Below are 22,022 nucleotides of genomic sequence, written 5' to 3' on the forward strand. Positions count from 1 at the left end.
TACTCCAGCCGAGCGTCTACGTGATTTACTACTAACCACCTAACCAACAGGTGTTGCAACGATCCCCAGAATCCAAGATTGCTTCCGCCGGGAGGGCCCTTCGTTTTGCGTTGCCGCTTAGCCGCGCGGCGCGCCGTACATTTCCTCGATGACTGTCTCGAAGTCCTTCATCACCTGGGCCCGCTTCACCTTCATGGACGGCGTCAGGTGGCCGGAAGCTTCCGTGAAGTCCGAAGCGACGATCCGGAATGACTTGATGGCTTCCGCCTGCGACACCGAGGCGTTGGCATGCGTGATCAGGTCCTGCACGGCGGCCTTGACCACCGGGTTCTCGACCGCTTCGTCGAGCGTGGTGGTGGCCGGCAGTCCGTGCCGCTGGAGCCAGCCCGGCAGGGCCTCCTGGTCCAGGGTCACCAGGGCGCCGATGAACGGCCGATTGTCTCCCACCACCAGGACCTGGGAGACCAGCGCATCCGCCCGGATCTGGTCCTCCAGCAGGGCCGGAACCACGTTCTTACCGCCGGCCGTGACAATGATTTCCTTCTTGCGGCCGGTGATCCACAGGAAACCACTCTCGTCGAGCCGTCCGATGTCGCCGGTGCGGAACCATTCATCGGCAAACGTATCCGCCATCAGGTCATCGCGCTTGTAGTAGCCGCGCATCACACAGACGCCCTTGGCCAGGATCTCGCCGTCTTCGGCGATCCTGACGGAGTTGCCCGGCAGGGGCTTCCCCACGGAACCGATCTTGATCAGGTCCGGCGTGTTGACGGAAATCGGAGCGGTGGTCTCGGTCAGGCCATACCCTTCTAGGATCTGCAGGCCGATGCCCTGGAAGAAGTGGCCCAGCCGTTCGCCGAGCGGACCGCCGCCGGACACAGCATGGGCCACTTTCCCGCCCATCGCAGCGCGCAGCTTGCCGTAAACGAGTTTGTCGAACACTGTGTGCTTGAGTTTCAGCCCCAGGCCAACGTGCCCGGCCTGGCGGGCTTTGGAGAACGCGATGGCGGTCTCCGTGGCCTTGTGGAAGATGGCACCCTTGCCGCCGTCCTCTGCCTTTGTCAGGGCCGAGTTGTACACCTTTTCGAAGACGCGCGGCACGGCCAGGATGAACGTGGGCTGATAGCTCTGCAGGTCAGCCAGCAGGTTCTTGATGTCGGGGGTGTGCGCCACGGTGGCCCCGGCGGCCACGGCCAGCACCGAAATGAACCGGGCAAAGACGTGCGCCAAAGGCAGGAACATGATGGTTTTTGCCTGCTCGTTGACCACGTCGCCAAGCAGTGCCAGGGCGTTGTCGGACAGCTCAACGAAGTTGCCGTGGGTCAGCTCGCAGCCCTTGGGCCGGCCGGTGGTGCCGGACGTGTAGATCAGGGTGGCAATGTCACTGAGCCGCGCCGATGAGCGGCGGGCCTCGAGGTCGGCGTCGCTGACGTCCCGGCCGGCCTCACGGACGGCGTCCAGTCCGCCACCTTCGAGCTGCCAGACGTGCTGGAGGGCGGTGAGGCCTTCCGAGGTGGCCGCCTGCCGGATGATGTCCTCGTGGTGGGCCGCCTCGCCGAAAGCGGCCACCGCACCGGAGTCACCGAGGTTCCAGGCAACCTGCGACGGCGATGAGGTCTCGTAGATGGGCACCGAGACGGCGCCGGCGAACCAGATGGCGAAGTCGATGAGGGCCCATTCGTAGCGTGTGCGGGACATGATGCCCACGCGGTCGCCGGCTCCCACGCCGCTGGCCATCAGGCCCTTCGCGAGGGCTGAGACGTCCGCCAGGAAGTCTGTGGCGGTGACGTCCCGCCAGGCGCCTACCGAGTCCAGCCGCGAGAAGAGCGCCGGGTTGCTGGGCTTGGCTGCCTGCCGAAGCAAGAGATCGGTGATGCTGGTTTCCGGTGGGACAACAACCAGGGGCGGAACACTGAATTCGCGCACTATAGCTCCTTTGATATCCATAGACCCGCACAGGGTATGCCTAAAGACTAATACGCCCTGTAACTTGGCCGTGCAGAAACAAACCTACTGGCCAGTAACTTATGAGTCAAAGAGGAGTGGGGAAGCCATGGGCCCGGCCTCCGGCGGTGCCCGCCCTGTGCGCCCTAGAATGAAGGACTATGTACGAAACGCCCCCCGGCGAGCCAGCCACCCCGCCCCGACGTCCGGCCCCCTGGCGGCGGCGGCCGCTGGCTTTGAGGGCCCGGCCGCGACAGGTGGGATCGTTCCGCGAGCACCTGCGGCTCGGGCGCAAGGGGCTGGCAATCGGCATCGATATCGGCGGCACCAAGGTCGCCGCCGGCGTGGTGGACGCCGACGGAAGGATCCTGAGCGAGGCCCGGCGGTCCACCCCCGGCAGCGACCCGCGTGCGGTAGAGCAGGTCATCGTAGAGCTCGTGGACGAACTCGGTGCCGGCCACAGGGTCTGGTCAGTAGGCATCGGTGCGGCCGGCTGGATGGATCTGGACGGCGGAACCGTGCTTTTCAGTCCGCACCTCGCCTGGCGCAACGAGCCGTTGCGCGCAAACCTGCAGCGCCTGCTGCGCCGGCCTGTGCTGCTGACGAACGACGCCGACGCTGCGGCCTGGGCGGAATGGCGCTTTGGTGCGGGCCAGGGCGAGGACAGGCTGGTGTGCATTACCCTCGGGACCGGCATCGGCGGTGCCATGGTGATGGACGGGCGGGTGGAGCGCGGCCGGTTTGGTGTAGCCGGCGAATTCGGCCACCAGATCATCATGCCCGGCGGGCAGCGTTGCGAGTGCGGCAACCGGGGCTGCTGGGAGCAGTACGCGTCGGGCAACGCCCTCGGCCGGGAAGCGAGGATTCTGGCGCGGGCCAATTCGCCGGTTGCCCAGGAACTGCTGGCCACCGTCGGCGGTGACGCGGAGCAGATCACCGGGGCCATTGTCACCGAGCTGGCACTCGCCGGTGACGCGGCCTGCCGCGAACTCCTGGATGAAGTGGGCGAGTGGCTGGGCCTGGGATTGGCGAACCTGGCGGCAGCATTGGATCCGGGGCTGTTTGTGATCGGCGGGGGACTCTGCTCGGCAGGGGACCTGCTGGTGGAGCCCGCGCGCAAGGCGTTCGCCCGGAACCTAACGGGCCGCGGCTTCCGTCCGGCGGCCGGCATCGCGCTGGCAGCGCTCGGACCAAACGCGGGTCTTATCGGGGCGGCCGATCTGTCCCGCGTCAGCAGCCGCATGCGGTGAGGGACGCACCTCAGACGCGGGCGCCGTCGTCGTTCTCGTCTTTTTCCTGCGGCAGCTTCATGATGAGGTAAACCACGGCAAGGATGAACACCGCCACCATGCCCACAATCGCCAGCAGCGGCGCGGACCGCCAGAACATCACGGCCAGGAGCAAGGCTATGGGTGCACCAATTGCGCCGAGCCAGGCAAGCATGGTCAGGGGATCCGTCCCGGCAAGGCTTGGCGGTTCCTCGGGAACGAAGTCCCCAGCGTCGTCCTCCGCAGCGTAGTCACGCGGGCCGAAGGCGGCGGGGCCGCCCTGGCCGTAACCGCCGGTCCCCTCGCCGGCGTCGACCTGCCCGCCGTCACCGGCGCCCGGCGTCGCCGCCTGCCGTTCGGCTGCGGACAGCTCGGTGGGGGCTGTTCCCGCCAGACCCAGCGGATCAAAGTCGCGGAACGTCGCGGACCTGCCGGACCCGGCCACGGCGTCCGGGCCGGCCGGACCAGGAGTTTCAGGGTCATTGCCCGTGGCGTCAGGGCTTGGGGAAGCGGCGATTCCCGGGTCCGCTGTGCCGGTAGGGGAGGCAGGTTTCTCTTCGAGCCGGGCCACTAGGTCCAGCCACACAGCATCGTCCTGGTTTGCGCTCTGGTCCGGCGAGCCGGAGTCGGGCCTATTCATGGGCGGTGCCCTCCTGGACCTGGGCTGCTGCCGTGCCGGCAACCACCGCCCGGATGAAGTCGGCGGACCCCCGGAAGATCTCCTCGGCGTCGTTGTCCAGCGTTGCCACGTGGTAGCTGTTCTCCAGGGTGGTCAGTGCCAACGGAGCGTTGGTCAGGCCGCGGCGCAGCGCTGCCACACTCGTGTCTGAAACCACGTGGTCCACGGTGGACCGGAAGACGCGTACAGGCGCGGTGATGCGGGGGAGCAGCCGGATGGTGTCCTTGAACATCTTGTTCAGCTCATGGGCCGCAGCTACGGGCGTTCGCGGGTAGGCGCCCTCGTCCATCCCGGGCTTGAGGATGTCGTTGGCAATGGCCGGGGTGCTCTTCAGGACCAGTTTCAGGATGCCGGCCAGTGGAGCGCGGGGATCATCAATCACCAGTCCGGGGTTCACCACGATCACTCCCGCCACGGGCCGGGTGGCGGCAATTCTCAGGGCCAGGGCACCGCCCATGCTCAGCCCGGCGACGAAGACGTGGTCGCAGTGGGAGTCCAGCTCCAGGTAGGCGTCGTCCAGGGCGCCGTGCCACTGCGGCCAGCGCGTGCGCGCAAGGTCCTGCCAACGGGTGCCGTGCCCGGGCAGCAGCGGCATGCGTACCGCGAAGCCGGCGTCGGCAAGCGACTGGGCCCACGCGCGCAGCCCGTGCGGACTGCCCGTGAATCCGTGTGAGAGGACCACCCCGATCCGGGCTCCGTCGCCGTTGACGGCGCTGCTGAAAGGGCTGTGGTCCGGTACGCCGGTCATGAAGTCTCCGAGGTGGTGTGAGGTGTGGCCGCGGTTCGGGCTGACGGTGCAGTGCTGGGTGCATGGGCAAGGAAGAAGGCGCTGGAACGGGCAAAAATCTCAGGCGCATCAACATCCAGGGTGGCCACGTGACCGCTGTTGTGCAGGTCCACTACCTCCACCAGACGTGGGCCCAAACGCTGCCGCAACATCAGGAGTGAGGTGGCCGGCACCACGACGTCCGACTGGGACTTGAATACCTGCACCGGGGCAGTGACCTGGTGTAGCCCGCGGGTGGCTGTGCCGAAAAGCTTCTTGAGCTCGTGCACGGCTGCCAACGGAGTCCGTGAGTAGTCGCCGTCATTGGTGACGTCCGCGGTCGGCTGTTCCTCCTGAATAGGCAGCGTGGTGCGCTGGAAGTACTTGAGAACTCCGATGACCCGCACGCGGCGGTCGTAGAAGCTGAGGCCGGGATTAACCAAGGAGACGCCAGCCACAGGATGCCTGGCGGCAGTCAGCAGCGCAATGGCGCCGCCCATCGAGAGGCCGGCCACAAAACACTGCTCTGTCCGGGCGCTCAGCTGCAGGTACGCCAATTCGAAAGTCCCGTACCAGTCGCGCCAGTTCGAGCGGGCGAGCTGCCGCCAATCTGTACCGTGGCCGGGCAGGAGCGGCACCGACACGGCGAATCCTTGGGCGGCGAGGTCCTCTGCCCAGGGCAGGACGCTGAGCGGGCTGCCGGTAAAGCCATGGCAGATGGCAATCCCGGTACTGGCATTGGGTCCGTGGCCGGGGTAGCTGAAAGCGGCAGGCCGGGGCGCGATGCTGCTTTCTGTCATAACACCATCGTGTCATTGTTCTCGACAAATCTCACTAGAGTAGGGTTGCACTGGAGTGCCCGCCCGGCCCGACGAAGGGCCGGCCGGCCGGCTTCCGGAGAGGTTCGTTACGTGTTCTATTGGGTCATGAAGAGGATCTTCCTGGGGCCGGTGCTGCGGCTCCTTTTCCGCCCCTGGGTCAAGGGTCTGGACAATGTTCCTGCGCAGGGCGCGGCAATTATCGCCTCAAACCACCTGTCTTTCTCCGACTCCATCTTTATGCCGCTGATGGTCCGCAGGCCGGTTGTTTTCCTGGCCAAGTCCGAGTACTTCACCGGCACCGGCATCAAAGGCAGGCTGACGGCCATGTTCTTCAGGCTCACCAACCAGCTGCCCATGGACAGGTCCGGGGGCGCGGCATCGGCTGTTTCGCTCAACGCCGGCATGGATGTCCTGACAAGCGGGGGACTGCTGGGCATCTACCCTGAGGGGACCCGCAGCCCCGACGCTCGCCTCTACCGGGGCAAGGTGGGCGTCGCCAAGCTGGCCCTGCAGGCTGGGGTGCCTGTGATTCCCGTGGCCATGATCGGCACGGACAAGGTTCAGCCCATCGGCAAGCGGATGCCGAATATCCGGCGCATCGGTATGATTTTCGGTGCGCCCTTGGATTTCAGCCAGTACGCAGACCAGGCGGAGGACCGGCTGGTCCAGCGCAAGGTCACCGACGAAATCATGTTCGAGCTGATGCGGCTCTCCGGGCAGGAGTACGTGGATGAGTACGCTGCCGTGGTGAAGCTCCGCCTTACGGGCACAGCCGCCCCCGAGGCTGGGGACGCCACCGCGAAACGCGCCGATCCTGACGGCGGTGCTGGGGGCAGTGACGCCGAAGGTAAGCACCCGGCAGCGGGCTGACTGTGACGCCGCTCTCGGTACGCGTGACGGTCAGGTGTCCTGAAGCCAGCCGCGCACATTAGTCTTAGATAGTGACTGAGCTATCTGCAAAACCTGCCTTTTCGCTGTCCAGCACCGCCCAGAGCGGAGCAGCCAATTATCCTGGCCTCGACGATTGGCGTGACCTTCCCGTATCCCAGCAGCCCAGCTGGCAGGACAAGGACGTTTTCGACGCGTCTGTCGGGGAGCTTTCCGTGCTCCCGCCGCTGGTTTTCGCCGGCGAAGTGGACGTTCTCCGGGAACGGCTGGCGGCTGCAGCAGAGGGCAAAGCCTTCCTGCTGCAAGGTGGCGACTGTGCTGAGACCTTTGAAGCGGCAACAGCGGATAAAATCAGCGCCCGGGTCAAAACCATCCTCCAGATGGCAGTGGTGCTCACCTATGGCGCAGCGATGCCAGTCATCAAGATGGGCCGGATGGCCGGCCAGTTCGCCAAGCCCCGCTCTTCCAACGACGAGACCCGCGACGGCGTGACCCTCCCGGCGTACCGCGGCGACATTGTCAACGGCTACGAGTTCACCCCCGAGTCCCGTGGCCATGACGCCGCCCGGATGCTCAAGGCCTACCACACGTCCGCCTCCACCCTGAACCTCATCAGGGCCTTCACGCAGGGCGGCTTCGCGGACCTGCGCTCCGTGCACCAGTGGAACAAGGGCTTCACTGAAAACCCGGCGCACGCCCGCTACGAATCCCTGGCCCGTGACATCGACCGCGCCATCAAGTTCATGGCGTCCTGCGGCGCTGATTTCGAAGCACTCAAGCGGGTGGAATTCTTCGCAAGCCACGAGGCCCTGCTGCTGGACTACGAGCGCGCACTGACCCGCATCGATTCGCGGACCGGTTTCCCGTATGACACGTCGGCGCATTTCCTGTGGATCGGGGAGCGTACGCGCGAGCTTGACCACGCGCACGTGGACTTCCTCTCACGCGTCCGGAACCCCATCGGTGTGAAGCTGGGCCCGTCGACAACCGGCGACGACGCCCTCCGCCTCATCGACAAGCTGGATCCCGAGCGGGAGCCGGGCAGGCTGACTTTCATCACGCGTATGGGCGCGGGCAATATCCGCGAGAAGCTTCCCGCCATTGTGGAGAAGGTGACCGCCTCCGGCGCCAAGGTTCTCTGGGTCACCGATCCGATGCACGGCAACACCGTCACCTCGCCCAACGGCTACAAGACCCGGAACTTCGACGACGTCATAGACGAAGTACGCGGGTTCTTCGAAGTCCACCATGCTTTGGGCACGGTTCCCGGTGGCCTCCACGTGGAGATGACCGGCGACGACGTCGCCGAATGTCTGGGCGGTGCCGATCCGGTGGACCAGGAAGCGTTCCTCGACAAGTACGAGTCGGTCTGCGATCCGCGCCTGAACCACATGCAGTCCCTGGAAATGGCGTTCCTGGTGGCCGGAGCACTGGCCAAGCACTGACCGCTCGACGCGGAGTCGGACTCCCGCGGGGTGTGGCCGGCAGTCCGCCGGCTACACCACCGTGAGGGTAACGACGGAGCCTTCAGGCACCTTCTTCTTCACCGGGTCCTGATCCCGTACCGTGCCGAAGAAGCCGCCGAGGATATTGTTCACGCGTACCTCGAAGCCCAGGGCGCGCAGCGCTTCTTCGGCTTCCTTGGCTTGTTTCCCGATGAAACTGGGGACTTCAACGAGCTTGGGTCCGTCTGAAATGGTCAGCGTCACCGTGCCGCCCTTGGTCAGAATGCCGGTCGCAGGCGACTGCACGGCAACCGACCCCTTGGGCACGTGCCTGTCATTGACTTTGTCCTTCGCGACATCGGCCTTGAGCCCGGCCGACTCGATGGTTTTGACGGCGGCGTCCTCCGCCAGCCCGACGACTGACGGAACGGGGATCGGCTGCGGGCCCTTGGAGACGGACAGGGCTACCGGAGTGCCATGGCGAGCTGGGGTTCCTGCGGCGGGATCCTGGGCCAACACAACGCCGGCGGCAACGGCGTCATCGAATTGTTCAGTGACGGTACCTAGCGCCATCTCGGCCTGGTTCAGTGCATTTTTCGCATCGTCAAGTGTTCCGCCGGTCAGTTTCGGGAGTTCGAACAGTTGCGGCCCCTTGGAAACAAACAGGGACACGAGCTGGAACTTCCTGGTCTCTGTGCCGGCAGTCGGGTCGGAGCCCACAACGAGGCCCGACGGAACGTCGTCGTCAAAGACATCGTTGGTACGCGACTGGAACCCCGCCTCGCTCAGCAGTTGCTGGGCCTGGGCCACCGACTTGTTGGCGACCGCCGGAATGGTGCCCGGCGACCCGGGGCCCATGCCGAAGAACCAGCCGGCTCCTGTGGCAAGCAACGCGATGATGACCAGGACCACCACCCAGAGGGCGCCGCGGCGCCGCGGGTTCCCCTCCCGCAGGCTCCGGACCGGGGTCGCCGCAGCCCTGGACCTTGCCTTCTCGTCCTCCCTGTCGAGCTTGCGGCGGGCGCGTTTACTGAGGGGGATCCCTGCCGGGACGGCGTCTTGAGCATCAGGCCTGTAGTGCGCTTCCGGCCGGAACTGTTCGCCTGGCCGGTAGTCGGCGTCGGGCGGATACAGGGCATGCGGAGCATGCGGAGGGTGCTGTGGCTGCGGCCGGGAGAAGGACGACATCACGGCGGTGGGGTTGTTGGTGCGGGCGATGATCTCGGTCTGGTTCTGCTGGCCTTCTTGGGTCGCGGCAGGCGGCCTGAGGTCCAGTTCGGCATCCGTGAGGTTGGTCCGGATGTGGCGGAGTTCCTGCAGCAGGGCGTTGCCGTCCACCGGGCGGTTCTCGGGATCGTTTGCGGTGCACCACTGGACGAGTTCATCCACCTCGGCGGCGAGGCCGGGCACCAAGGCCGACGGCGGACCGACCGTTTCATTCACGTGCTTGTACGCAACCTGGATGGGGACCTCGCCGTCGTACGGCTGCTGGCCGGTCAGCATCTCATAGAGCATGATGCCCACCGAATAGATATCACTCCGGGTGTCAGCCTGCTTTCCCAGCACAAGCTCGGGTGAGAGGTAACCCACCGTACCGATTAGCGTCCCGGTACTCGTTGACGTCGTCACTGCCCGGGCCAGTCCAAAGTCGCCGATCTTGATCCGGCCGTCGTCGGCAATCAGGACGTTCTCCGGTTTTACATCCCGGTGGATCAGCCCCGCGGCATGGGCCGCGCCGAGGCCCTGCACTACCGGATCAATCAGGGCAAGGGCCAGGCGGGGAGGCAGCGCACCTTTGGATCTGATGACGTCCCGGAGGGTGTGACCCTTGATGTGTTCCATGACCAGATAAGCCGTCTGGCCGTCGTTACCCTGGTCCAGGACCCCCACCACATGGGCGTGGGACAGCTTCGCGGCGGCTTTCGCCTCGCGGCCCAGCCGGTCCAGGAACGTCTCGTCGGTGGCGAGGTGGGGATGGAGGACCTTCAGGGCAACATCGCGTTCCAGCCGAAGGTCCGTTGCCAGATATACGGTGGACATGCCGCCGCGCGCGAGTTTGGAGCGGACGGCGTAGCGGTTGTCCACCAGCGTTCCAACGAGACGGTCTGACACTTGTTCCTGCACCCTACGATCCTAATCCCGCATGGAAAAGGGTCCGAACCGACGTGCGGTCCGGACCCTTATCGTTACCCCGTTGGGCCGGCTTCAGCAAGCCCGGGGAATCATGGCGCGGCGGCTTAGCCGAAGTTCTTCTGGTGCGCCTTGATGGCAGCTACGTAGGTCTTGGTGTCGTCGTACATGCCGTATTTGCTGACCGAGTACTGGCCCTGGTAGTACCCCGCAATTGCCGTGTCGAGGTCCTTGCTGGTGGCGATAAGCCGCTTGATGATCGCCACGCCGGCCGTCGCGTTGTCGTAGGGGTCCAGCAGGTTCAGCTTCCGCCCTACGAGGTCTGAGGCCCACTGCCCGGAGGACGGGATGACCTGCATGGTGCCGATCGCGTTGGCAGGTGAAACCGCACGCTGGTTAAAGCCGGACTCCTGGTGCGCGAAGGCCAGGGCCAGGGTGGGGTCCACTCCCATCTGGCGTGCCGTGTCGGCCACAATTGCGCGCATCTCGGCCCGGGACGGTACAGGAGAGGCGTTCAGCAGGGCCTTGTTCTCGTTGGCAGAGCTCACAACGGCAGCGGGGTAGGTGAATCCCAGGAAGGAGCTCGGCACCAGCGGGGCGGCGGGGGCGGCGGGGGCCGCCGGGGCGGCCGGGGTGGACGAAGCGGGCTGAATGGAGGCGCCGGGAATGACCAGCTTGTTGCCGGGGTAGATGACAGTGGTCATGCTCAGCCGGTTGGCCGCCAGAATGTCCGAGAGCTTGACGCCGTGCCGGGAGGCGATCGCTGACAGGGTGTCGCCGGCCTTGATCGTGTATGAACCGCCGGGAGCAGGCGCAGCAGGAGCAGGCGCAGCAGGAGCAGGCGCGGGAGCGGGCGCTGCGGGAGCGGAAGTAGGCTGCACGGCCGAAGCCGGCGCAGCCGGGGCCGCGGGGGCACCTGCGCCGACTTTGATCTTCTGGCCGGGGTAGATGATGGAGCGCATGTTCAGGCCGTTCCAGCTGAAAACGTCCGACAGGCTGACACTGTGCCGGGCCGCGATGGCGCCGAGCGTATCGCCGGGCTTTACGGTGTAGCTGCCTCCGGCATTGGCCGGAGCGGCCGCGGCAGGGGCCGCAGGAGCCGGGGCGGGGGCGGGGGCGGAACCCGTGCCCGACAGCTTGATCTTCTGGCCGGGGTAGATGATGGTGTTCGGCTGGAGGTTGTTGAGCTTAAGGACCTCGTACGTGTCCAGCCCGAATTTGCCGGCGATTCCGCTGATGGTGTCGCCCCGGGCAATGGTGTATTCCGCGGGAGCCGCCGGCTGCATGGGCTGGAAGGCAGCCGGAATAGTAGTGGAAACCGAGGCCGCCGGGATCAGGGCAGCCTTAGGTTCGGCTGCCTGGGCCTTCATCGCAGCGGCAAGGGTTGCCGGAATAGCGCGGGCAGGGGCCTCTGCGGCAGCAGGCTGGGCGAGGGCCAACGACGACAGGACAACCGCAGGAAGCGCTGCTGTGGTGACAGCAATCATGGGCAGGCTCTGCCTGGAGGGCTGCTTTGGCGAGCGGGACGTCGTCATGGAAAGGATCCTCTTCTTCAACTGCCGGGGGCCGGAGATGCGATGTGACTATTGATACTAGTGTTACTTAAGTTATTGATGTTTCAAATGTGATCTATGTGAATCTCTCACGAAAGTTCGCATAGCACAAGAATTCGGCACCACGCAGAATAAAGAGTTTTATGGAGTGTCGCGTGATTCGCGGCAATGGCGGCCAATCCCGACTAGGCGGCAGGGCTCCGGCCGTGGCAACCTTGATCCGTGAGTAACGTAGAAAGCCTTGTGGGCGAGTGGCTGCCCCTGCCGGATGTCGCGCAGTTGTTGGACGTTTCGATTACGAGAGTCCATGGCCTTATTGATGAACGCGCTTTGGCGGCCCTGCGGGTCGGGGAGCGCCGGATACGCTCAGTTCCGGCCGCGTTTATCCTGGACGGCCAGGTTGTCGACAGCCTCAAAGGGACCATTGTGGTCCTGGCGGACGCCGGCTATTCCGACGAGGACCTCATCGTCTGGCTGTTTACCCCCGACGAGTCGCTCCGCGGCCGGCCGATTGATGCATTGCGGGAAGGCCGCAAAACGGAAATCAGGCGCCGGGCCCAGACCCTGGCCTGGTAAGCAGCACCAAGGGCCCGGACGACGCCGGGCTCGCGGACGTGGCCAAGACGGGCGCCAACGTCAGGATGCGCGGCTGACCGTCGCTTCCGCCAGCTTCCGCAGGGCAGTCTTGGGCAGTTCTTCCAGCGGCAGCTGTTCCAGTGCGTCATACGCCGCGGCGCCAAATTCGTTGATCAGCACTTCGGTGGCCTGAAGCGCCCCCGACTCTTCGATGATCCGGCGGATCTCGGCCACATCGGCGTCGCCCAGGTCAGGGCTGCCCAGCTTCGCATCGATAAACGCCGATTCTGCCGTTGATGCCTGGCCCAGCGCGAGGGCAATGAGTACGGTCCGCTTGCCTTCGCGGAGATCGTCACCTGCAGGCTTGCCCGTGGTGACAGGGTCCCCAAAGACACCCAGGACGTCGTCGCGCAGTTGGAACGCCTCGCCCAGCGGCAACGCGAAGGCCGAGTAGCCCCGGAGCAACTCGTCCGGAGCGTCCGCCAAGGCGCCGCCAAGCGCCAGCGGGTGCTCAGTGGAATATTTGGCGGACTTGAACCTGATGATGGACTGTGCCCGTGTCACTGCTCCGGCCCGGTCCCGGACAGGACCGGCCACTTCCTCCAGGATGTCAAGATACTGCCCCGCCATCACCTCGGCACGCATGAGGTTGAAGATCAGCCGTGCCCGGCTGCCTGCAGCCGCCTGTGCGCCGATGTCCGTGAAGGCCTCCTCGCTGAACGAGAGGCAAAGATCCCCGGTGAGGATCGCGGCTGCCTGCCCAAACCGATCGCTGTCCAGAGCCCAGCCCTGCGCGTGGTGCAGCTGGCTGAAGCGGCGATGCACGCTGGGGCCGCCCCGCCGCGTGTCCGAGCGGTCAATGATGTCGTCATGGATCAGGGCAGCTGCCTGGAAAAGCTCCAGGGCCGATCCCGCCGTCACGATTTCCTGGGCCGCCGGCTCACCGCCCGCGCCGCGCCATCCCCAGTAGCACATCAGTGCACGGAGCCTTTTGCCGCCGGTCACCAGGTTGGAAATGGAACCCACAATGGGATCGATATCGGGTGATATGGCGGCCATCAGGGATTGCCGCGTGGTGAGGAAGTCTGTCAGCTCACCGGCAACGGCGGCGACGAATGCAGTCTGCTCAAGCCTTAGCTGCTCCGAAACGCTCACTTGGCTGACTCAGCAGCCACGTTGGCGCCGATGGTGAACGTGGAGACGCCGGCCGCTTCGACGGCGGCGATGTTGACCGTCTCGGAGTCGTTCCGGACGAAGTCCTTGGAAGCCACGGCGCCCACTGCGTCGCCGGGGACGGCTTTGAATCCCTGCGCCTCCAGGTGCTTTGTGTAGAAATCCACGACGGCGGCAGTCGGGGCATTGATGCTTGCCACGAGTGCCGCGGTGGCGGGCGTTGAGGTCTTGTCAAAGCTGCTCGAAATCACCGTGGCGCCGGGCATCAGGGGAAGCAGCGTTTCCGGGAACCCTGCGACGATTGTCCCAACAGTGGCGGAAGTTCCCGGCGACGCAGTCGGACTGGCGGACGCGGTGATGCTTGCGCCGTCCGACGCCGGTGGGGAGGTAACTGGGGAGGATGATGTCACTCCGGGCTCCGCGGGGCTGCAGGCAGCGAGGGCCAGTATTGCGCCCGCGGCCAGTGCCGCTAATCCTGTTGGCTTAAGACTTCTCATGACGGTCACAGGGACTGTCCTCCTGGTGTTGATGCCGGATTCAGCCTCCAGTTTAGTCAGTACCAACCGATACAATTGCCGGTGTGGGGCCTGAGCGGAACAACCAGTACACCGAAGCGAGTCTTCGTGAGCTCCGGCGCAACTGCATCATGCACGTGGACATGGACGCCTTCTTCGTCTCCGTGGAGCTTCGCACGCGGCCGGAACTTCGCGGCAAACCGGTGATCGTTGGATTTCCCGCGGACCGCTCAGTGGTCCTCTCGGCGTCGTATGAAGCACGCGCGTTCGGGGTGAAGTCCGCCATGCCCATGGTGGTCGCCGCCAGGATGTGCCCCAAAGCGGTCATCATTGAACCGCGCCACAAGCTGTACTACGAGGTTTCCGCCCAACTGATGGAAATCTTCGAGTCCATCACCGATCTGGTGGAACCGCTGAGTGTGGACGAAGCCTTCCTGGACGTCGGCGGCGCCATCCGCCGGTTGGGACCCCCGCGCGTCATCGGTGAATTGATCCGGCGCCGGGTGGCTGCCGAACTGGGCATTACGGCCTCCGTGGGCATTGCAGCCAGCAAGTTCGTCGCGAAGATTGCTTCCACGCGTTGCAAGCCGGACGGGCTGTTGCTGATTGGACCCGACGAGACAGTGCCCTACCTCCACAGCCTGCCTGTCGGGGCCTTGTGGGGAATCGGCGCGAAGACTACGGACGTCCTTGCCCGGATGGGCATCCGGACGGTGGCGGACGTGGCGGCCACGCCGGTGTCCTCCCTTAAGAAAATGCTGGGTGCCACCGGTGAGCACGTGTACCGGTTGTCGTGGGGGATCGATCCGCGGCCCGTGACACCCGTGAGGCTCGAGAAGAGCATCGGGGCTGAGGAGACGTTCGCTGTGGACACGGGCGATGACGGGCTGATCGCCCGGGAATTGCTGCGGCTTTCCCACCGGACGGCAGGACGGCTGCGGAGTTCGGGGATGGTGGCACGGACGGTGGCGTTGAAACTCCGCTACGCCGACTTTTCCACCATCACCAGGAGCCGCACTGTGCAGACACCCGTGGACAGCGCCCAGCTGATTTATGCCGTGGCCATCCAGCTCCTGGAATCATTGGGGAGCCGTCCCATGACTGTGCGGCTGGTTGGCATCCGGGCCGAGCAGCTCGAAGACACCGCCAATACGTCCCTCCAGCTGAGCCTTGACCGCCGGGATGACAACTGGCGGGCAGCAGAACAGACCCTGGACGAGGTCAGCCGGAAGTTCGGAAACAAATCCGTCCTCCCGGCGAGTCTGCTGGATTCCGGAAACGGGTCCTAGCAGGGCGCCGGCACCTTGCCTGCGAGTTTCAGGGAGGTGATGGCCGTCTTTCAGAACGGCCCCCGACAAACTATCCTTATATGTACATAGTTTTCAGTTATTGCCGGACTTCTTGGACATGCTGCAGTTCCAATGGCCCGCATGCCGGTGTTCGCCTTCCGCCATCGTCGGCGGGCGGGAACCTCCCGGGCATGCCGGTCGTTATCGGAGCAGTAGTACGGGATGGGACCAGCCCGGACGTTGGCCTACTTAAGGAGGTCGTGATGCCGCTCTCGGAGCACGAACAGAAGCTGCTGGAGCAGCTGGAGAAGCAGCTGCACGAGGACGATCCGAAGTTCGCGAATTCCATGGGTTCGGACCCTGGACGAACGTGGTCCACCCGTCACATCGTGATTGGGGTGCTCTGCGCCCTCGCGGGGATCGCCCTGCTCCTGGTCGGCGTTACAGTCCAGAACATCTTCGTCGGTGTCCTGGGCTTCGTGGTTATGGGCGCGGGTGTGTACTTCGCCACAATGCGTAACGCGTCCGGCGGCAAGCAGCGCTCCGCCCCTGGCACCGGTAAGTCCGGGAAGCCCCGGAGTTCATTTATGTCCAGCCTGGAAGAACGCTGGGACGAGCGCCGCCGCGACGAATCGTAAGGCAGCGCCTGCCGGAACGGTTCCATGACGATAGGCCGTGCCGTCCTCCATTTCCCTCCCCACGGTCAGGATGACCGCAGCAGAAGACCCGCCCCGGCGGGTCTTCTGCTTTTCAGCCAGAGGCAGGTAGCGCCAGGGGTCTGTTGAGCGCTCACGCCGGGCTCCTACTGCTACCTCGTTTGGGGAGCCCGGGGACTGTGGATCCGCCGCCGGCGTCAGATGAGAGCCCGGCGGCGGCCTGGCACCGCCGTCGGGCAGTCATGGTTCGCGCCGAAACGGCGCCGGGCCCTCCAGTTCCATCCACCACCTGCTCCCGCGCCATTTGGGGGACGAAGACCTGAAATGGGGGAATACTGGCCTGATTTGCGTTGACTGTGGTGGAAAGTGGAGTAATATGGAGGACATAAGAGGGTAGTTGCAACACAGGGGATGTGCAGTTCCTGACGGCAGACAGGCGGTGGGCCAGTGTTTCTGGGCACACACTCGCCACGTCTGGACGAAAAGGGCCGAATTATCCTCCCTGCGAAGTTCCGTGAGGAGCTTGCCAGCGGGCTTGTTCTCACCAGGGGACAGGAACGTTGCATCTACGTCTTCAGTGAGCAGGAATTTGCACGTGTCCACGAGCAAATGCGGGAGGCGCCCATTTCCTCCAAGCAGGCCCGGGACTACATCCGCGTCTTTCTCTCTGGAGCCTCGGACGAGGTACCTGACAAGCAGGGGCGCATCACCATTCCGGCCGCGCTCCGGGAGTACGCAGGCCTCGGCAGGGAACTGGCCGTTATCGGTGCAGGAACCCGGGCCGAGATCTGGGATGCCCAGGCATGGAACGAGTACCTCGCGGAGAAGGAAACCGCCTTCTCCGAAACCGACGATGCCATTCCGGGGATCCTGTGATCACCTGAACGGCCCGGCGGACGCTTCTTGAACGAGATCTCCAGCCGCCCATCGGACAGTCAACCTGGCTCACTTCCCCGGAGCCAGGCCGGCAGGTCGATAGGCGCGGATGGGGATCTGGCTCAAGAAGCAGCACACCAGCACCCACGGCAGGAAAGGACGAAGGCATGAACGATGACCCGAAGCCAACGTCCGAACGCCATGTGCCGGTCCTCAAGGACCGGTGCATCAATTTGTTGGCCCCCGGCTTCGAAGCTGCCCGCCTCCGAGGTGAAACCCCCATCGCGATTGACGCGACCCTCGGCATGGGCGGCCACGCCGAAGCCATGCTGGAGCGTTTCCCGGATCTGCACCTGATCGGCATCGACCGTGATGAGGAAGCCCTGGTACTGGCAGGCGAGCGGCTGGCTCCTTTCGCTTCCCGGACTGACCTGGTCCACGCCGTCTACGACGAAATCGCCGACGTCCTCGAGGACCTGGGCGTGGCACAGGTTCATGGCATCCTGATGGACCTGGGCGTTTCATCCCTGCAGCTGGACGAGCGTGAGCGTGGCTTCGCGTATTCCTTTGACGCTCCGCTGGACATGCGGATGGACACCAGCCGCGGTCAGACCGCAGCGGACGTGGTCAACAACTACAGCGAAGAGGATCTCGTCAGGATCATCCGGAAGTGGGGCGAGGAGAAGTTCGCCGGCCGGATCGCCAACAGGATTGTCGCGGCGAGGACAGTCAAGCCTTTCGCCACCACCGGGGAACTCGTGGAACAGATCCGCTCCGTGGTGCCGGCGGCAGCCGCCAAATCGGGCGGCCACCCGGCCAAACGGACGTTCCAGGCACTGCGCATCGAAGTGAACGAGGAACTCGACGTGCTGGAGCGCGCTGTGCCTGCCGCCGTGGCAGCAACGGCCCTGGGCGGACGCATCGTGGTGATGTCTTACCACTCCCTCGAGGACAAAATCGTCAAATCAGTTTTCCAGGCTGGCTCCAAATCCTCCGCGCCGCTCGGGTTTCCGGTGGAGCTTGAGGAACACAAGGCCTTCCTCAAAACCCTGACCAAGGGCACCGAGGTACCCACCGCCGTCGAGATTGCAGAGAACCCGCGCGCAGCCTCCGCCAGGCTGCGTGCCGTGGAACGTATCAGAGCCAGGAGAGAAGCATGAGCACTGCCGCCGTCAAGAACTTTCCGGTCGTCTCCGGCAGCAGCGCCCCGGCGATCAGGTCGCTTCCTTCTGGCACCGGCCGCAGGGAACGCACACCCCTGTCTGTGGTGCGTTCCGCCCCCAAGAAGCGCCGTGCGCCGTTTGTGGTGATGTGTTTCGCCCTGCTCGCTGTTGCGCTCGTGGCCGTGCTGGTCCTGAACATCTCAGTCTCTACCTCGCAGTACCAGCTGGTGGAACTGAGGGGTAAGCAAAACACTCTGACCAAGCAGAACCAGGACCTGACACAGCAGGTCCAAAACTTCGAGGCGCCCCAGAACCTGGCGGCAAAGGCCTCAGACCTGGGCATGGTGGCTTCGACCGTCAAAGGCCAGATCGACCTCTCCACCCTTGCCGTCACGGGCAAGGCAACTCCGGCTGTGAAGGGTGGCGCGGCTGGATCGGTTATCCCTGCTCCAGCCGTAGAGGGAGTGCTCACCGTGGTTCCCCCGGCAACGAAGTGGGAGCCGCTGACGAACCGTAAACCGGCTGCCGAGGAACCGGCCCCGGCTGCGGCCCCTGCACCGGCCCGTGCAGCGGCACCTGCCGCTGCACCGCAGGCTGAAGCGCCCGCGCCACCGGCACGTGCCGCGGAGCTCCACGGCGGTTCGGTTCCGGCACCCGAACAGAAGGTGCCCGGGTCTAACCGGTAGTCGCTGAAGGACAGCCAGTCAGGTATTAAACAGGCAACAAGGCGAGCAAGGGAATCACGGTGGCGCAGAGGACGGGCAGGGCAAAAAGCGGCAAGGCCCCTAACGCCACCAAGCGGCTGCGCCTTGGCCTGGGCATTATGCTGACGCTGCTATTGGTGGTGGGCGGCAAGCTCTTTTTCGTCCAAGGGCTCGACGTCGGCGGGATGGCCGCAGCTGCGCTCGACTACCGGATGCGCGAGACTTCCCTCCCCGCCGAACGCGGCAGCATCCTTGCCGCCAACGGGACGGTCCTGGCCAACAGTGTGATCCGCTACAACATTGTGGTGGACCAAACCACCAACACGAAGACAGAGAAGTTCTGGCGCCTGGAGGAGGGCGTGGACAAACTTGTTGAAGTCAGCCGGGAGCAGGGCATCAGCGAACTCGCGGCTGTCCTGGGCATGGACGCTGACGAACTCAGGAACGCCGTGACGGGCGAATCGAAGTACCACATCGTCGCTAAGGACCTGAAGCCGGACGTTGAGCTCAGGGTCTCGGATCTCAGTATTCCCGGCATCGTCACTGAGGGCGTCAGCAAACGCGTGTACCCCAACGGTTCCGTGGCCGGCGGTATTATCGGCTTCCTCCAGGACGGCAACACGGGCCAGGCGGGGATCGAGCAGACCCAGGATGGGCTGCTGCGCGGGAAGGACGGCAAGCGGCTCTTCGAGATCGGTGCCGACGGTCTCCGGATTCCTGTCGGCGTGGATGAGCTGACACCGCCGGAGGACGGCAAGGACGTCAAGCTCACGCTCAATTCCGATCTCCAGTATTTCGCCCAGCAGGCCATCCAGAGCCAGTCGGACAAACAGGGCGCCGAATGGGGCGTCATCACCGTGATGGATGCCAAGACCGGTGACATTGTCGCGATGGCGGACACTAATGCCCCGGATCCGAACGATCCCGGACGGGTGGCTGCCAAGGACCGCGGCGTGCGCTCCGTGACCGCAGCGTATGAGCCCGGCTCGGTACAGAAAATGATCACGGCCGCCGCCTTGATTGAAGAAGGAAAATCCAGCCCCCTGGATACGTTCACTCTCGGACCGTCGTACACCGTGGACGGCCAGACCTTTACAGACGCCTTTACCCATGGCACCGAAGAGCGCACGCTCGCCGGCATCCTGGGCTGGTCAATGAACACCGGCACCGTGGCGGCCGGGTCGCGGCTGACCAAGGAACAACGGTACGACTGGCTTAAGAAATTCGGCATCGGCGAAGCCCCGGACATTGGATTGCCGGCTACGGCCTCCGGCATTCTCACACCGGCGGACCAGTGGGACGGCCGCCAGGAATACACGGTGCTGTTCGGCCAGGGCGTATCGCAGTCCACCCTGCAGACAGTCCGAGCCTTCCAGACGATCGCCAACAACGGAGTGATGCTCCAGCCGCGCCTGATTGACGCGTACGTTTCACCCGACGGAACAGAGGAGAAAGTCGCCCCGCAGCCTTCCCGCCAGGTGGTGTCGGACGGCACCGCGCAGCAGGTCCAGGACATCCTGGAAAGCGCGGTGACCGAAGGCCAGATCAAGGACGCCGCGATCGACGGATACCGGGTGGGGGCCAAGACCGGAACCTCTGAATCGCCGTGCGACGACGGGAAGTCAGGGTTCTGCGGCTACACCGCTTCAATTGTGGGGATGGCGCCCATGGATGATCCCCGGTTTATTGTTGAGGTGGTGCTGCAGCGGCCCAAGGGCAATATCTACGGCATTACGCAGGGGCCAGTGTTCCGTTCGGTCATGAGCCAGGCGCTGCGCACTTACAACGTCCAGCCGTCCACGGGTGAACCGGCCAGGCTGCCGCAGTACGCCAAGTAGCATCAAGCTAAGCAGCAGTTCCCCAACGCCCGCAGCGGAAGCAGTCTCCCGCGGGCATGATCCACTAGCACCACCATCGGAGATTCCCTTGTCAGAGCAGAACGCATCAGCCAGCAACGCGGGGCCGGCAGGGGAACCGGCCCCCGCGCGGTTCAGGCCTACGGCAGTTGCTGCCGTCAGCCTGAACGCGATCGGCGACGCGATCGGTGTGCAGGTCCCGGGCGCCTCCGCTGCCGTCAGCGTCACGGGAATCTCACTGAACTCGAGAACCGTGGAGCAGGGCGACCTGTATGTGGCGCTGCCTGGTGCTTCCCGCCATGGCGCAGACTTCGTGTCGCAGGCGGTCGGCAGGGGAGCGGTGGCAGTCCTGACCGACGACGCCGGCGCACGCCTTCTCGCGCTGTCTGCGGATACCGCCGAAGCCTCGGTCCCGGTGCTTGTGGTGGACGGACCGCGCAACGTGGTGGGGCCGCTGTCCGCCATGATCTACCAGAGCCAGCCGGCAGGCGGACGGACACCACGCTTGTATGGTGTGACGGGAACCAACGGCAAGACCACCACCACGTACTTCATCAACGCCTTGCTCCGTGCGCTCGGGCAGCAGACCGGCCTGATCGGAACCATCGAAATCCTGGCCGGCGGAGAACCGGTTCCCAGCCTCCTGACCACGCCTGAGTCACCGGATCTTCACGGCTTGCTCGCCCTCATGCGGGAACGGGGACTGGACGCCGCGTCCATGGAAGTCTCGTCCCACGCCGTGTCCTTCCAGCGGGTGGACGGGGTGCTCTTCGACGTTGCCGGTTTCACGAACCTGACGCAGGACCATCTGGACCTGCACGGCACCATGGAGGACTACTTCGCCACAAAGGCGGAACTGTTCACGCCCGGCCGTGCCCGCAGGGCTGTGGTGACGGTCGACGACGAATGGGGCCGCAGGCTTGCGGCAACGGCACGGATCCCGGTCACCACCCTCTCGATGACACCGGGCGGAGTTCCCACCGACTGGACCGTAACGTCCACCTCCGCGCGTGGGCTGGGTACCGGCTTCAGCCTGCAGGGACCCGGCGGAGTTACCCTGAATGTCCACACCGGCCTGCCCGGAGCTTTCAACGTCGCCAACGCCGCACTGGCCACCGTAATGGTCCTGACCAGCGGAATGGACGCCACCACCGTGCAGGCCGCCCTGGACCACCATGACCCCTTCACCGTGGCGGTACCGGGACGGATGCAGCTCGTCTCCGAGGAACCGGCGGCCGTCGTGGACTTCGCCCACAACACTGATGCCCTGGCACGGGCACTGGAAGCGGTCAGGTCACCGCTGCCCGGCTCCCGGGTGATCGTGGTTTTCGGAGCCACCGGACAGCGCGACCAGGGCAAGCGTCCCGCCATGGGCGCCGTCGCCGCAAAGATGGCCGACATCGTCATCGTCACGGATGACGACCCCCACGACGAGGACCCTGCGGCCATCAGGGCAGATGTGCTGGCGGGCGCACAGGCGGCGCGCGAACAGGAATCTCCGGAGTGTGTCATCGAAGAGGTTTATCCCCGCGACGCCGCCATCCGGCGCGCCGTGGAACTGGCCGGTCCGGCCGACACCATTCTTGTGGCCGGCCGTGGCCATGAGGTCTGGCAGGAAGTCAAGGGCGTCAATCTTGCACTGGACGACCGTGTGGAACTGCGGAACGCCTTGACAGCCAGGGGATTCACCGTTCTCCGAGACGACCGGATAGAGTCCTAG

Annotated in this window: 19 protein-coding genes; 11 read left to right on the forward strand and 8 right to left on the reverse strand. The window is 65.0% G+C overall.

All coding sequences use genetic code 11. The features are described 5' to 3' along the window. Window positions 1-117: 117 nt before the first annotated feature. A complete protein-coding gene (locus CXR02_RS19650) occupies window positions 118-1,926 on the reverse strand; it encodes a long-chain fatty acid--CoA ligase (RefSeq protein ID WP_104063519.1) in 1,809 nt (602 codons plus the stop codon). 179 nt (window positions 1,927-2,105) lie between these two features. Here CXR02_RS19650 and CXR02_RS19655 point away from each other — a divergent pair, with 179 nt between their 5' ends. After that, window positions 2,106-3,194: an ROK family glucokinase gene (locus CXR02_RS19655; RefSeq protein ID WP_181037300.1), complete on the forward strand. Its 1,089-nt coding sequence runs from the start codon at window positions 2,106-2,108 to the stop codon at window positions 3,192-3,194. A gap of 10 nt (window positions 3,195-3,204) precedes the next feature. On the opposite strand, the gene CXR02_RS19660 is transcribed toward CXR02_RS19655, so the two are convergent. From CXR02_RS19660 to CXR02_RS19670, 3 genes are read right to left on the reverse strand one after another with little or no spacing between them, the layout of a single operon-like run. Next, window positions 3,205-3,852, reverse strand: coding sequence for a hypothetical protein (locus CXR02_RS19660; protein WP_104063521.1), 648 nt, complete (start codon window positions 3,850-3,852; stop codon window positions 3,205-3,207). Beyond that, the gene (locus CXR02_RS19665; RefSeq protein WP_104063522.1) at window positions 3,845-4,639 is read right to left on the reverse strand and encodes a carboxylesterase; all 795 of its coding nucleotides are present in this window, start codon (window positions 4,637-4,639) and stop codon (window positions 3,845-3,847) included. Before CXR02_RS19665 ends, CXR02_RS19660 begins: the two co-directional genes overlap by 8 nt. Next, window positions 4,636-5,457 carry a carboxylesterase gene (locus tag CXR02_RS19670; RefSeq protein ID WP_104063523.1) on the reverse strand — a complete coding sequence of 274 codons (822 nt, stop codon included), beginning with the start codon at window positions 5,455-5,457 and terminating at the stop codon, window positions 4,636-4,638. The genes CXR02_RS19665 and CXR02_RS19670 overlap by 4 nt, the downstream gene beginning before the upstream one ends. A gap of 111 nt (window positions 5,458-5,568) precedes the next feature. On the opposite strand from CXR02_RS19670, the gene CXR02_RS19675 reads away from it, so the two are divergent. Beyond that, window positions 5,569-6,348, forward strand: a complete 780-nt coding sequence (locus CXR02_RS19675) for a 1-acyl-sn-glycerol-3-phosphate acyltransferase (protein WP_258061138.1) — start codon at window positions 5,569-5,571, stop codon at window positions 6,346-6,348. Between the two features lie 71 nt (window positions 6,349-6,419). Next, window positions 6,420-7,811, forward strand: coding sequence for a class II 3-deoxy-7-phosphoheptulonate synthase (locus CXR02_RS19680; protein WP_181037301.1), 1,392 nt, complete (start codon window positions 6,420-6,422; stop codon window positions 7,809-7,811). Window positions 7,812-7,862: 51 nt separating this feature from the next. Here the strand turns inward: CXR02_RS19680 and pknB are convergent, their stop codons facing one another. Both pknB and CXR02_RS19690 read right to left on the reverse strand, forming a co-directional pair. Further along, complete coding sequence (pknB, locus tag CXR02_RS19685; RefSeq protein WP_104063525.1) at window positions 7,863-9,935, reverse strand: Stk1 family PASTA domain-containing Ser/Thr kinase; 2,073 nt, start codon at window positions 9,933-9,935, stop codon at window positions 7,863-7,865. Window positions 9,936-10,048: 113 nt separating this feature from the next. Further along, window positions 10,049-11,476, reverse strand: a complete 1,428-nt coding sequence (locus tag CXR02_RS19690) for a lytic transglycosylase domain-containing protein (RefSeq protein ID WP_104063526.1) — start codon at window positions 11,474-11,476, stop codon at window positions 10,049-10,051. 240 nt (window positions 11,477-11,716) lie between these two features. Between CXR02_RS19690 and CXR02_RS19695 the strand changes: the two genes are divergently transcribed. After that, the gene (locus CXR02_RS19695) at window positions 11,717-12,070 is read left to right on the forward strand and encodes an Rv2175c family DNA-binding protein (protein WP_058929391.1); all 354 of its coding nucleotides are present in this window, start codon (window positions 11,717-11,719) and stop codon (window positions 12,068-12,070) included. Window positions 12,071-12,130: 60 nt separating this feature from the next. Here the strand turns inward: CXR02_RS19695 and CXR02_RS19700 are convergent, their stop codons facing one another. Together CXR02_RS19700 and CXR02_RS19705 are read right to left on the reverse strand one after the other, a co-directional pair. Next, the gene (locus CXR02_RS19700) at window positions 12,131-13,225 is read right to left on the reverse strand and encodes a polyprenyl synthetase family protein (RefSeq protein ID WP_104063527.1); all 1,095 of its coding nucleotides are present in this window, start codon (window positions 13,223-13,225) and stop codon (window positions 12,131-12,133) included. Continuing rightward, window positions 13,222-13,749, reverse strand: coding sequence for a hypothetical protein (locus CXR02_RS19705; RefSeq protein WP_104063528.1), 528 nt, complete (start codon window positions 13,747-13,749; stop codon window positions 13,222-13,224). The genes CXR02_RS19700 and CXR02_RS19705 overlap by 4 nt, the downstream gene beginning before the upstream one ends. Before the next feature lie 74 nt (window positions 13,750-13,823). On the opposite strand from CXR02_RS19705, the gene dinB reads away from it, so the two are divergent. From dinB to CXR02_RS19740, 7 genes are all read left to right on the forward strand, one after another. Continuing rightward, the gene (gene dinB, locus CXR02_RS19710; RefSeq protein WP_258061139.1) at window positions 13,824-15,047 is read left to right on the forward strand and encodes a DNA polymerase IV; all 1,224 of its coding nucleotides are present in this window, start codon (window positions 13,824-13,826) and stop codon (window positions 15,045-15,047) included. A 263-nt stretch (window positions 15,048-15,310) separates the two neighbouring features. Further along, window positions 15,311-15,685, forward strand: a complete 375-nt coding sequence (locus CXR02_RS19715; protein ID WP_056342262.1) for a DUF3040 domain-containing protein — start codon at window positions 15,311-15,313, stop codon at window positions 15,683-15,685. A 465-nt stretch (window positions 15,686-16,150) separates the two neighbouring features. Further along, on the forward strand, window positions 16,151-16,579 hold the full coding sequence (gene mraZ / locus CXR02_RS19720; RefSeq protein WP_058929387.1) for a division/cell wall cluster transcriptional repressor MraZ: 429 nt from the start codon (window positions 16,151-16,153) through the stop codon (window positions 16,577-16,579). A 167-nt stretch (window positions 16,580-16,746) separates the two neighbouring features. Further along, a complete protein-coding gene (rsmH, locus tag CXR02_RS19725; RefSeq protein WP_104063530.1) occupies window positions 16,747-17,739 on the forward strand; it encodes a 16S rRNA (cytosine(1402)-N(4))-methyltransferase RsmH in 993 nt (330 codons plus the stop codon). Then, window positions 17,736-18,428: a hypothetical protein gene (locus CXR02_RS19730; protein ID WP_104063531.1), complete on the forward strand. Its 693-nt coding sequence runs from the start codon at window positions 17,736-17,738 to the stop codon at window positions 18,426-18,428. Before rsmH ends, CXR02_RS19730 begins: the two co-directional genes overlap by 4 nt. Before the next feature lie 59 nt (window positions 18,429-18,487). Continuing rightward, window positions 18,488-20,284: a penicillin-binding protein 2 gene (locus CXR02_RS19735; RefSeq protein WP_181037302.1), complete on the forward strand. Its 1,797-nt coding sequence runs from the start codon at window positions 18,488-18,490 to the stop codon at window positions 20,282-20,284. 88 nt (window positions 20,285-20,372) lie between these two features. Then, window positions 20,373-22,022, forward strand: a complete 1,650-nt coding sequence (locus CXR02_RS19740; RefSeq protein WP_104063532.1) for a UDP-N-acetylmuramoyl-L-alanyl-D-glutamate--2,6-diaminopimelate ligase — start codon at window positions 20,373-20,375, stop codon at window positions 22,020-22,022.

It is taken from the genome of Arthrobacter sp. 4R501 (assembly GCF_002929755.1).
Taxonomy (GTDB): Bacteria; Actinomycetota; Actinomycetes; order Actinomycetales; family Micrococcaceae; genus Arthrobacter.